We start from the raw sequence: 12,169 nt of genomic DNA, 5'->3' as shown, positions 1-12,169 counted from the left end.
CGATGGATGCTGTGTGCTCTGAACTGCTGGCCGAGGTTCGCAACTTCCGCCACTGCAACCCCGAAGTGCGTTACGTCGACCTGATCTCCCTGGACATTCCGGGGCATTTCTACGGCAAGCGCTACCCGATCGAGATGCTGGAAAAAGTCGCTGCCGGCAGTGCATTGAAGCTGCCGCAGAACTGCGTGCTGCTCGGCACCCAGGGTGGGCTGTTCAAGATCGGCGATTACTGCTTCAACGATGGTGACCCGGACGCGCTGCGCCGTTTGGTGCCCGGCACGCTGAAGCTGGTGAGCTGGGAAAAGCAGCCCTTGGGCCAGATGCTGATCACCTCCGACGGCACCGAAAAACCCATCGAATTCGAACCCCGTGAAGTGCTGGCGCGGGTGCTGGACCGTCTGCACCGTAAAGGCATTTTCCCGGTGGTAGCCTTCGAGCTGGAGTTTTACCTGTTCGACAGCCGCTTGAAGGACGGCTTGCCGCAATTTCCCCGTGATGAGTTGACCGGCGATGCCGACGATCAGCCGAACATGCACATCGAGCGCTTGTCGCGCTTCGCCCCGGTGCTCGATGAAATGGTCGAGACGGCACGAGCGCAGGGCGTCGATGCCACGGTGATCACCGCCGAACTCGGCCCGGGCCAGTTCGAAATCAACTTCGGCCATTGCGATGACGGCCTGCGCGCCGCCGACTGGGCGGCCCTGTTCTGCCGCAGCACCCGGGGCGTGGCGCTCAAGCACAACCTGCGCGCCAGCTTTATGGCCAAACCTTACTTGCAGCACCCCGGCAGCGGCATGCACGTGCATGTCAGCCTGTATGACGAGGCCGGCAACAACCTGTTGGCGGCGAACGGGCAGCGGGCGCTGCGTCATGCGGTGGCCGGTTGCCTGGACGTGTTGCCGCACTGCATGCCGATTTTTGCCCCGAACCACAATGCCATGCGCCGCCTTAGCGGCACGGTGAACGTCGCGTCCCGTGCCAGTTGGGGCTTCGAGGATCGCGATGCGTGTTTGCGTATTCCGGAGTCGGACATCAAGAACCTGCGCATTGAACACCGCTTGGCCGGCGCCGATGCCAACCCGTATCTGGCGTTGGCGGCGATTCTGGTGGGGTTGGAGCAAGGTCTGGAAGGGGAGCGCGAGCCAATTGCACCGCTCAACGAAGACCGCGGCAGTGGCATCGATTTTCCGCTGGAAATGCTTGAAGCGGTGCAGTCCATGCAAAATCATGCAGTGCTGCGCGAAGGCTTGGGGGCGGAGTTCGTGGACGTCTACTGCGAAAACAAGCGTCAGGATCATCTGGCATTTCTGCATGACATCAGCGCGCGGGAGTATCGCTGGTTCCTGTAGTCGCCCTTAGAAAATATGTGGATATTTAATGGGTTAGAGCGTTTAGTAACTGGATAGTGAATAAAAATATCTTGTTACAGGCCGAAATATTCCGTAATATCCGCGCCGCGTTCACCACCACGGTTTATGCATTTTTAAATCCCAGGCGTCCATCAGCTGCCTGGGATTTTTTTTGCCTGGAATTTAGTCGGCCGCTGACTCCATCATCGGCGCTCGCTTGCCGAGCTTCATCAGCCAATAATAACTCAACGCCGGCACCAGCAACCCGACGATCCACGCCAGGTCCACTCCGTCCAGCGCCCTGGCCACCGGGCCGACATACAGCGTGGTGTTCATGAACGGAATTTCCAGGGCAATCGCCAGCAGGAAACTGCCGCAGGCAATCCGGTTGACCCGCCCGTAGATTCCGTTCAAGTCGAAGATGTCGTCAATCCGGTACTGGCCTTTGCGCAGGCAGTAGTAGTCCACCAGATTGATCGCCGTCCACGGGATCAGGAAGTAGCTCATGAAGAAGATGAAGTTGAGGAAGAAGCTGATGAAGTCGTCCTGACTGATGGTGCACAGGGCCGTGGCCAGCAGGCTGATCAGCAGCATGAACACACCGCGTACCCGCGGGGTCACCTTGAGCCGGGCGAAAGGTTCGATCACGGTGATGGTCGACATGAACGCGCCGTACAGGTTGAACACATTGATCGACACCTGGCCGTAGACGATGAAGGCGAACAGCAGCACCGCGCCAGCGCCGAACAGACCGGCGACATGCCCGCCGACGTTGCTGGAAAAGTCGCCGATGCCGACGCTCAGGATCGCCCCGAGAATCATCATCCACGCGCCGCCGCTGACCGTGCCGGCGTAGCTGTACCAGAACACCTGGGCGGTGGGCGTGTTGCTCGGCAGGTAGCGCGAATAGTCGGCGACATAAGGTGCATAGGACAGTTGCCAGGTCACGGCAATGCTCACCGCCACCAGGAACTTCGACAGGGAGAAGCCTGTTGGCAGCCATTGTTCGGCCGGGATCGGCAACTGCAAGGCGAGCACCGTGGCGGCCACGAACACCACCAGCGACAGAATCGACAGCAGCTTCTGCAAGCGGTGAATCAACCGATAGCCATAGAGCGCGACGACGAAGCACAACGCGCCGATCAGGTAGATATTGCCGGACATCGGCAGTGGGCTGACGGACTCCAGCGCCTGGGCCGCGAGCAAGGTGTTGCTGACGAAGAAACCCAGGTAGATCAGCATCACGAACAGCAGCGGCAACACCGCCCCCAACACGCCGAATTGTGCCCGGCTCTGGATCATTTGCGGAATGCCCAGCTTCGGTCCTTGGGCCGAGTGGGAGGCCATGAAAATCGCCCCCAGCAACGAGCCGATGATGATCGCCAGCGCACTCCAGAACAGGTTGAGTCCCATCACCACCGGCAACACGCCGGATGCAATGGTGGTGATGTTCATGTTGGCGCCGAACCAGATGTAGAACAGCGACCCCGGTTTGCCGTGACGTTCGGTTTCGGGGATGAAATCGATGCTTCTTTTTTCGACTTGCATGGCGATCACTCCTGAGTCCGGACGAGGTGGGATTGCAGACGGGCGATGGTGCTTTGCAGCTCATGGGGCTGGTGGGCAAACAGGTCCGGCTGCTCGGGGATCAGGCTGATGTGATCGAGCTGTTGCAGGGCGCGCTGGCACTCAGTCGTGGTGAGGATTTCCAGCGCGTAGACCCAGTTGGCCATGATCAGCAGGGCCGAGTAATGCCCGGCCTCGGTGGTCGTGGTGCAGGCATCGCTGACCAGGCGCACGCGATAACCCAGGGCGAAGGCATCGAACACGCTGGTCAGCACGCAGACGTCGGTCAACACGCCGCAGACGATCAGCGTGTCGACCTCCATTGCCTTGAGTCGGGCATCGAGGTCGGTGCGGTGGAAGGCACTGTAACGGCCCTTGTCGATGATCAACTCACCGGGCTGAGGCGTCAGTGACTCGATGATTTCCACTTGGCGGGTGCCGGCGCGGTAACTGCCGGGGCCACCGTCGGTGGCCAGAGGTTCGCCGTGGGGCAGGTCACTGCCGTCGGCCTGATTGATGTGGCGGGTATAGATGACAGGCATCCGCTGACGGCGGGCGGTATCGAGCAGGGTGGCGGTATTGGTAGCCACTGTGTCGAAGTTTTCCAGGACGAAGCCGTCCTCCTGCTGCATGTCGATGATCAACAGCGCGTTGTTATTGTTCATTGGGCAAACCTGATCAAGACGAAACACGATGCACCGTACGCGCCATGCAATGGCGAGACGCGGGGTGCGTGATTGGCTGTTCGGGTGGGCTCAGTGAACTATTTGCCAGAAGCCGTTCTGCTTGGCCGAAACGCTGGCGCGCAGGCGCTTGAAATGCAGGTGCGAAGCGGTCCATTCACCGCGCAGGTAAGCCTGCGCGGCGCCGGAGGGAAGGGCGAGTGATGGGAGGCGACCAGTCATCATTGGAATCGACCCTCGTAGGAGCGAGCCTGCTCGCGAAAAACTCTGGACAACGCGGTCATTCAGATGGCCCGCGTTATCGTTGGCGTCCATCGCGAGCAAGCTCGCTCCCACAGTTGAGGTGTGCTGACCCCCGGCTTCGCGTCCGGGGAGCAGGGCGGCGCAATCAGCGGAACGCTGGCACCACATGCTTGATGAACAGCTCCAGGGATTTTTTCTTCTCCGCGTGGGGCAGGCTGTTATCGCACCAGAAGCTGAATTCGTCGACCCCCAGTTCCTGGTAGTACTTGATGCGCGGAATGATTTCTTCCGGGGTACCGATCATGGCGGTCTTGTGCAGGCTTTCCAGTTCGAACTCAGGGCGACCGGCGAATTTCTCTTCCGGGCTCGGCGCGAGGAAGCCATTGACCGGGGTGGTCTTGTTGCCGAACCAGGCATCGAAGGTGCGATAGAACCTGGAGATTGCCTTGGCCCCGACTTCCCAGCCTTGAGGATCGTCGGCGGTGTGCACGTGGGTGTGACGCAGTACCATCAGTTGCGGTCGCGGCACGCCGGGGTTGTTGTCGAGCGCGGCCTGGAATTTGTTCTTCAGGTCGAGGACTTCCTCGTCGCCTTTCATCAACGGCGTGACCATGACGTTGCAACCGTTGGCTACGGCGAAGTTGTGCGAGTCCGGGTCGCGGGCGGCGATCCACATCGGCGGGTTCGGCTGCTGGATCGGCTTGGGTACGCTGGTGGAGGTCGGGAATTTCCAGATGTCGCCGTCATGGGCGTAGTCGCCGTTCCACAAAGCCCGCACCACCGGAACCATTTCCCGCAACGCCTGGCCGCCAGAGGAGGCCGGCATGCCGCCGGCCATACGGTCGAACTCGATCTGGTAGGCGCCACGGGCCAGGCCGACTTCCATGCGTCCGTTGCTGATCACATCGAGCAACGCGCATTCACCGGCCACCCGCAGCGGATGCCAGAACGGCGCGATGATGGTGCCGGCGCCCAGGTGAATGGTGGTGGTCTTGCCCGCCAGGTAAGCCAGCAGCGGCATCGGGCTTGGCGAGATGGTGTATTCCATGGAGTGGTGTTCACCGATCCACACGGTGCTGAAACCACCGGCCTCGGCCATCAGCGTCAGTTCGGTCAGGTCTTCGAACAACTGGCGGTGGCTGACGCTCTCGTCCCAACGTTCCATGTGTACGAACAGGGAAAACTTCATGACGCTTACCTCGGATCTATTGTTGTCGGCCAGTCGATCGCGGGCCTGTTGATTATTGGTATACCATAATACGAAATCTGTGCAAATGTTTCTCACTGGTCAGTGAGCAACCTGTGGGAGCGAGCTTGCTCGCGAAAGCGGTCTGCCGAGCCATGTGGATGTGACTGACAAACCGTCTTCGCGAGCAGGCTCGCTCCCACAAGGCGGAGATCAGGCCAGAACGGGCAGGGCGCCCATCTTGCCGTGGCAATACACCAGTGGCCCGCTGCTCTGGCGGGGCACGATCAGGTTTTTCACCGCGCCGACCATGATGGCGTGGTCACCGCCTTCATATTCGCGCCACAGCTCACATTCGATGACCGCCGTTGCATTGGCCAGAATCGGGTTGCCCAGCTCGCTGAGCGTCCACTCGATCCCCTGGGCCTTGTCCTTGCCTTTGCGCGCGAAGGCATAGGCTTCGCTTTGCTGGCCGCCGGAAAGCACGTGGATGGCAAAACGTTTGTTCTTGATCAGCACCGGGTAGGAGTTGGAGCTGTAGTTGGGGCAGAACAGCACCAGAGCCGGGTCCATCGACAGCGAGCTGAAGGCGCTGGCGGTCAGGCCGACGATTTGCCCGTCGTCATCCAGGGTGGTGATCACGGTCACTCCGGACGGGAACGAACCCATGACTTGTTTGTAGATGGCGGCATCGATCATTGGACGGTCCTCGGGTGGTGTGACGCGTTTTTATGTGTTTATAGGTCTGATGGTATACCGTAATACATCGATTGCAAGGTCTTTTTAGGTCAACCGATAAACGTAAGGCTTTCGTCTGGAACCCAATGATTGCTGGGCTTTAAGCTAGCAAACGCTGGCGTGGATCGGGCAGGATGCCGGCTCAGATGCTTGTTCAAAGACCGGATCAGTCTTGTTTAAAGTTTGGAATACCATAATATGGTCCGCATCTGAGGGGCGGCCAGAGAGTCCCCCCGGTTTGGCTTCATACAAAGATAAGAACAGACAAACTCGAGTTCATGCACATGTCCCAGATGTCCAGGCAAGACCCGTTGATCGAGAACCATACGGTCGACTACGTTCCACTCGCAGAGCGCCACGGGAAGGCCCGCGATCTCTTCACCCTGTGGTTCAGCACCAACATCGCGCCACTGCCCATCGTCACCGGCGCCATGGTGGTCCAGGTGTTCCACCTCAACCTGTTCTGGGGGTTGCTGGCGATAGCCCTCGGGCACATGGTCGGCGGCGTAGTGATTGCGCTGGCGTCGGCCCAGGGACCGTGCATGGGCATCCCGCAGATGGTGCAGAGCCGTGGTCAGTTCGGCCGCTATGGCGCGCTGCTGATCGTGTTCTTCGCGGCAATGATCTACATCGGTTTCTTCATTTCCAACATCGTGCTGGCAGGTAAATCGATTGTCGGCATTGTGCCCTCGGTTCCGGTGCCGGCCAGCATTCTCATCGGCGCCTTAAGCGCCACGGCCATCGGGGTGATCGGTTATCGCTTCATCCATACCCTGAACCGCATCGGCACCTGGGTGATGGGCGGTGCCTTGCTCGCCGGTTTCCTCTATATCTTCGCCCATGATCTGCCGGCGGACTTCTTCACTCGCGGCGGGTTCAACCTGTCCGGCTGGCTGGCCACGGTGTCGCTGGGCATCATCTGGCAGATCAGCTTCTCGCCGTATGTGTCGGACTACTCGCGTTACCTGCCTGCGGATATTGGGATCGCCAAGCCATTCTGGGCCACGTATCTGGGGGCGACCCTGGGCACGATCCTGTCGTTCACCTTCGGCGCCGTGGCGGTACTGGCGACCCCGGAAGGCACCGAGGCGATGGCGGCGGTCAAGCAGTCCACCGGTTGGCTGGGGCCGATCCTGATGGTGTTGTTCCTGCTCAACATCATCAGCCACAACGCCTTGAATCTGTATGGCGCAGTGCTGTCGATCATCACCTCGATCCAGACCTTCGCCAGCCAATGGACGCCCAGCATCAAGGTGCGCGTGGTGTTGTCGGGCATCGTGCTGGCGGGTTGCTGCGTGGTGGCGCTGGGTGCCTCGGCGAATTTCATTTCGCAATTCATCGGCCTGATTCTGGCGCTGTTGCTGGTGCTGGTGCCGTGGGCCTCGATCAACCTGATCGACTTTTACCTGATCAAGCGTCGTCGCTATGACATCGCCTCGATCTTCCGGGCTGACGGCGGCATCTACGGTCGCTTCAACCTGCATGCGATCATTGCCTACTTCATCGGCATCATCGTGCAACTGCCATTCGCCAATACTTCACTGTACGTCGGACCGTATGCCAATCTGGTGGAGGGCGCTGACCTGTCGTGGCTGGTGGGGCTGGTGGTGACGTGCCCGTTGTATTACTGCCTCGCTACGCGAAGCCAGGCGCAGGAAAGCCGTTCGGTGAAGTTCGGCTACACCGACTGAGGCAAAGTCGTTTCGTGTTCGTCAGAAAATGCCCGGCGACATGGGGGCATTTTTGTTTTCGGCGAACGCTCAGGAATGGTTGAACACATTCAGGCCGCGTTGAACCGCCGGCCTGGCTTCGACTGTGTCGAACCAGCGCGATAGCTGAGGCAGTTGCTTCCAGTCCAGCCGATCACGGAACGCCGTGGCAATGGTGAAGGCCGAAATGTCGGCCATGGAGAACTGCGCTCCGGCCATGAAGTCGTCCGTCAGAAAGCTTTCCGAGTAGGTGAGCTGTTCAATCACCCGCAGATCGATGATCGCCGCCGCCTTGGCCTGCCCCGCCTGGTGCAGAAAAAAGGCGGCATGGCTGGGGGCGATGACGTCGGTCACGAAAAAGAAATAGCGGTCGATCACCCGGGTGCGATCAGGTCCTGGCTGCGCCGGTGCCAGCCTTCCGGGCGCAATGGAATCGGCGTACTGGATGATGGCGTTGGACTGGTTGATGACCAGAACCGGAGTTGTCCCGTGATCGATCAGGGTCGGCACTTTCCCGGCCGGGTTAAGCGCCAGGAAGGCCGGGCCACGGTGTTCCTGTGCATACAGGTCGAGCCTGCGTGCCGTATAGGCGATGCCCGACTCTTCCAGGGCAATCGCGGCCCTCAGGCTGTTGCCGGTGTTCGCGCCGTAAAGTTCGATTTGATCGTTCATGGGGCATTGCTCTTGTAGTGACATACCAGCAGCCACCGATCGCTGCCGATGAAGTCAGTATGATGAAAATCCGCCGCACCGATATTCAAAAACAGTGATCGTCCATACCCCTGTGCGACAAGGCTTATCCCTGTACGAAAACTACTTTCACCGCGTTTGATAATAGCCTCTCGAAGTGTTTTAAGAGTTTCACAAGCCAGTCAGTCAACCCTCACCTCGAACGTCCGATGACTCATGTCACTCATCGAGCGCTGATGCGTGGGCGATAATCGGGTCCTGTCTGGCGGTGAAACCTTCAAATAACGATAAGAAACACCCAGGAGCCCCCTATGTTCAAACGAGCGATTCCCACCGCAGTCCTGCTGGCCACCAGTTCGGTGTGCGCACAGGCTGCCGATACCGCAGGCCATGGTTTTCTGGAAGACAGCAAGGCCAGCCTGTCGATGCGCACCCTGTACTTCAACAGCGACAATCGCGATGGCAGCGCCGCCCCCTCGAAAACCGAAGAGGCGGCCCAGGGTTTCGTGTTGCGCTATGAGTCCGGGTTTACGCAGGGCGCGGTGGGGTTCGGGCTCGACGCCCAGGCGTTGCTCGGCATCACGCTGGACAGCGGAGCGGGGCGCCACGTCGGTAGCGGCATGATTCCCTCTGATGGCGACGGCGCGGCCGATGCCTGGAGCAGCTTCGGCCCTACGGCGAAAATGCGCGTGGCCAAGACTGAATTTCGCTACGGTACCTTGCTGCCGAAATTGCCGATCCTTCTGGCGAACGATGCCCGTGTGTTGCCGCAATCGTTTACTGGCGCGCAGGTCACCTCGAACGACATCGATGGCCTGACGTTGACCGGCGGTGTGCTGGAGCACGCGGTAGGGCGCGCCTCGACGGACCGCACAGGCTTGTCGGTCGCCGGCAGCACGCAGGACAGCAACAAGTTCTACTACGCGGGCGGTGACTACAACCTCGCCAGGAACCTGAAGACCCAGTATTACTTCGCGCAACTGGAAGACTTCTACAACCAGAACTTCCTCGGCCTGACGCACATCCTGTTCATCGACAGCGCAAGCTCGCTCACCACCGACCTGCGTTACTTCCGTACCACATCGAGCGGTGCCAACAGCTCTGCCTCCGGCCGCGCGCAAGGCTATCGGGTATCGGGCTACACCGACGACAACGATGGTGAAATCGACAACAGCACCTGGGCCGCGATGGTCACCTACAGCCACGGTGGTCACGCAGTGTCGGTGGGGCATCAACGTGTGGGCGATGGCAGCAACTTCGTCCAGCCCAACCAGGGCAGCCTGGTGGACAAGGGAGCGGGCGGCGGCAGTGTCTACCTGCCCACCGACAAGATGATCCAGAACTTTGCCCGGGCCGGCGAGCAGACGAATTTCGGCCAATACACCTACGACTTCGCGCCCTTGGGCGTGCCGGGCCTGAAAGCCTCGATCGTGTATCTGAAGGGGACGGACATCAAGGCGCAAAACGCCAGTGACCAGTCCGAGTGGGAGCGCGACATGACCCTGGACTACGTGTTGCAATCGGGTACGTTCAAGGGGGTGGGGTTCACACTGCGTAACGCCAGGTCCAATACCGATGCCGGGCGCAACGTGGATCAGAACCGGTTCATCATCAATTACACCTTGTCGTTGTTGTAATCACGGCGCACCCCCTGTGTGCGGGCTTGCCCGCGAAGGCGGCCTGACAGCCGACCATTTTCTACGGTTGGTCCGGCATTCTCACCCCTGAGCCAAACCCTTTTGCCCCGGCAATCGCAACTCCGCACACAACCCGCCCCCTTCGCGATTGCTCAAGGTCAAGGAGCCTCCAATCGCGACCGCCAGTTGCTGGGCTATCGCCAGCCCCAGCCCGGTGCCGCCGGTGCTGCGGTTGCGGGAATTCTCAACGCGGTAGAACGGTTCCATCACTTGCTTGAGTTCTTCCTCGGCGATCCCCGGACCACGGTCGAGGATCTTGATCGAGAGGTTGCCATCGGCCTGCTTTTGCACCCGCAACTCGGCGGCACCGGCAAACTTCAATGCGTTGTCCGTCAGGTTGACCAGCACCCGGCGCAAGGCGTGGGGGCGTGTGTCGATGACGGCGGCACTCTTGCCGCTGAGCTGAACATCCTTGCCCACGTCCTGATAGTCGAACACCAGGCTGTCGAGGAACGAGTCGAGGTCGGTGCGGCGGCTTTCTTCGGTGGCGCCGTGGATGCTGCGGGCGTAGGCCACGCCTTCGCGCACCAGGTGTTCCATTTCGCCCAGGTCATTCCACAGTTTGTCTTTTTCGCTGGAGTCGTCCATGAACTCGGCGCGCAGTTTCATGCGGGTGATCGGGGTTTGCAGATCGTGGGAGATTGCCGCGAGCAATTGCATGCGTTCCTTCAGGTACGCCGCGATGCGTGCCTGCATCGCGTTGAAGGCCTTGGCGGCGTGGGCGACTTCGGTCGGGCCTTTTTCGTCCAGGAGTACGGGATGGGCGTTGGGGTCCAGGGTTTCGACCGCACCGGCGAGGCGGGTGAGGGGGCGGATGGCGATTCTGACCGCCAGCCAGGAGCAGGCCAGCATCAGCGCCAGTTGCCCGAGCAACACGACGGGCAGCCAGGGCGACAACGGCACCATCGCCGGGCGGACGTCGATGGTCAGCGGGCTGCCATCGGCCAGGTTCAAGTGCACCTGGAAATGTTTTTTCGGCCCGGGGATGTCGGTAAAGGTCATCGGGTAATCGTGGCCGATGGCGTCTTTGATCGAGGCAATGGCAATGGGCGCATCGGGCATGTCGGTGCGGATGGGCGTGCCCGGCGACCCCTCATTGAGCATGTAACTGTAATTGCGCCGCTCCAGTTGTTTGAGCCAGGCGGCTCGCTCATCGGCGGGCAAGCGGTCGAGGATGGCAACGGACGTGGAAACGTCGGTTTCCAGGTTGCCGAGCATGGTGTTTTTCGAGGACTCGTAGCGTTCGTAGTACTGCGCGCCGAAGGACAGCGCCTGGGCGAGGATCAGGCCGATCAGGAATATCAGCGACAGCCGCGAGGCCAGGGTCCGCGGCCAATGCAGCGCCAGGGTCATGATTGATCGCCCAGGATTTCCACCGGCAGGGAAAACACATAGCCTTCGCTGCGCACGGTCTTGATGTAGGCCGGTTCGCGAGCGTCGTCGAGCAAGCGCTGGCGCAGACGACTGACCAAAAGATCGATGGAACGGTCGAACAGGTCGGCGTCGCGGCCCTGGGTCAGATTGAGCAATTGATCGCGGTTGAGCACCCGTTGTGGATGGTCGAGAAACACCCGCAGCAATCGATATTCAGCACCGCTCAGGGCCACCATGGTGCCGTCTGCATCGAGCAGGTGACGGGCCGAGGTGTCCAGGCGCCAGCGCCCAAAGGCCAACAGGCGGCTGGCTTCGGTCACCACCAGGTTCGGTGGCAGCATGCGGGTGCGTCGCAGCACCGCGTTGATCCGCGCCAGCAGTTCACGGGCAGCGAATGGCTTGACCAGATAGTCGTCGGCACCCATTTCCAGGCCGAGGATGCGATCGGTTTCATCGTTGCGGGCGGTGAGCATCAGCACTGGCGTGGCCTTGTGCTTGCCGGCGCGCAGTTCGCGGCAGAGCAGCAGGCCATCGTCACCCGGCATCATGATGTCCAGCACGATCAGGTCCACCGGGGTGGTTTCCAGAAAGGCGCGCATTTGCCGTCCATCCGCCACGACCGTGGTGCGCAGGCCGTTCTTCTTCAGGTAGTTGCCAACCAGTTCGCGGATTTCGCGGTCATCGTCAACGATGAGAATGTGATCAACGTGATCCATTGGGCCAAACCTCTGGTGAATGGGGAATGCCACACAGTCTATCGAGCCTGGGCGGGCTCGCCTGCCGCCCTTTGTATTGCAGTGTATCCGGCTTGCCTGCGGATACACAGGAAGGCAAAAAAGCCGATTTCCAGCGGTTTTGTATTGCTTTGTATCCAGGCACCGTTCTGATACGTACCGATTGATTCTCGCCGATTCCCGACACAGACGAGATACCT

The 12,169-nt window shown here is 60.3% G+C and carries 11 protein-coding genes; 3 read left to right on the top strand and 8 right to left on the bottom strand.

Annotation, left to right across the window (positions count from 1 at the left end):
- Positions 1-2 precede the first annotated feature (2 nt).
- On the top strand, positions 3-1,349 hold the full coding sequence (locus ABIE16_RS23455) for a glutamine synthetase family protein (RefSeq protein WP_429522053.1): 1,347 nt from the start codon (positions 3-5) through the stop codon (positions 1,347-1,349).
- 183 nt (positions 1,350-1,532) lie between these two features.
- Here the strand turns inward: ABIE16_RS23455 and ABIE16_RS23450 are convergent, their stop codons facing one another.
- The 5 genes from ABIE16_RS23450 to ABIE16_RS23430 all read right to left on the bottom strand — a co-directional run bounded on the left by ABIE16_RS23450 (position 1,533) and on the right by ABIE16_RS23430 (position 5,726).
- Positions 1,533-2,897 (bottom strand): purine-cytosine permease family protein, encoded by a 1,365-nt coding sequence (locus ABIE16_RS23450; RefSeq protein WP_429522052.1) that lies wholly within the window; start codon positions 2,895-2,897, stop codon positions 1,533-1,535.
- A gap of 5 nt (positions 2,898-2,902) precedes the next feature.
- Complete coding sequence (locus ABIE16_RS23445; RefSeq protein ID WP_429522051.1) at positions 2,903-3,580, bottom strand: isochorismatase family cysteine hydrolase; 678 nt, start codon at positions 3,578-3,580, stop codon at positions 2,903-2,905.
- Between the two features lie 90 nt (positions 3,581-3,670).
- On the bottom strand, positions 3,671-3,820 hold the full coding sequence (locus ABIE16_RS23440; protein WP_429522082.1) for a hypothetical protein: 150 nt from the start codon (positions 3,818-3,820) through the stop codon (positions 3,671-3,673).
- Positions 3,821-3,986: 166 nt separating this feature from the next.
- Complete coding sequence (locus ABIE16_RS23435) at positions 3,987-5,030, bottom strand: LLM class flavin-dependent oxidoreductase (RefSeq protein WP_046043514.1); 1,044 nt, start codon at positions 5,028-5,030, stop codon at positions 3,987-3,989.
- Between the two features lie 210 nt (positions 5,031-5,240).
- Entirely contained in the window at positions 5,241-5,726 is a 486-nt protein-coding gene (locus ABIE16_RS23430) for a flavin reductase family protein (protein WP_429522050.1), read from the bottom strand.
- A 323-nt stretch (positions 5,727-6,049) separates the two neighbouring features.
- On the opposite strand from ABIE16_RS23430, the gene ABIE16_RS23425 reads away from it, so the two are divergent.
- Entirely contained in the window at positions 6,050-7,456 is a 1,407-nt protein-coding gene (locus ABIE16_RS23425; protein WP_429522049.1) for a purine-cytosine permease family protein, read from the top strand.
- Between the two features lie 69 nt (positions 7,457-7,525).
- On the opposite strand, the gene ABIE16_RS23420 is transcribed toward ABIE16_RS23425, so the two are convergent.
- Positions 7,526-8,146 (bottom strand): glutathione S-transferase family protein, encoded by a 621-nt coding sequence (locus ABIE16_RS23420; protein ID WP_429522048.1) that lies wholly within the window; start codon positions 8,144-8,146, stop codon positions 7,526-7,528.
- Between the two features lie 329 nt (positions 8,147-8,475).
- On the opposite strand from ABIE16_RS23420, the gene ABIE16_RS23415 reads away from it, so the two are divergent.
- Complete coding sequence (locus tag ABIE16_RS23415) at positions 8,476-9,801, top strand: OprD family porin (RefSeq protein ID WP_429522047.1); 1,326 nt, start codon at positions 8,476-8,478, stop codon at positions 9,799-9,801.
- A gap of 81 nt (positions 9,802-9,882) precedes the next feature.
- On the opposite strand, the gene ABIE16_RS23410 is transcribed toward ABIE16_RS23415, so the two are convergent.
- Complete coding sequence (locus ABIE16_RS23410) at positions 9,883-11,214, bottom strand: ATP-binding protein (RefSeq protein ID WP_090454763.1); 1,332 nt, start codon at positions 11,212-11,214, stop codon at positions 9,883-9,885.
- Positions 11,211-11,951, bottom strand: coding sequence for a response regulator (locus tag ABIE16_RS23405; RefSeq protein ID WP_008023822.1), 741 nt, complete (start codon positions 11,949-11,951; stop codon positions 11,211-11,213). Before ABIE16_RS23405 ends, ABIE16_RS23410 begins: the two co-directional genes overlap by 4 nt.
- Between the last annotated feature and the right edge of the window lie 218 nt (positions 11,952-12,169).

Source organism: Pseudomonas sp. 2725 (assembly GCF_050434585.1).
Lineage (GTDB): Bacteria > Pseudomonadota > Gammaproteobacteria > Pseudomonadales > Pseudomonadaceae > Aquipseudomonas > Aquipseudomonas jessenii.
This window is presented reverse-complemented; position numbering and strand designations above follow the sequence as displayed.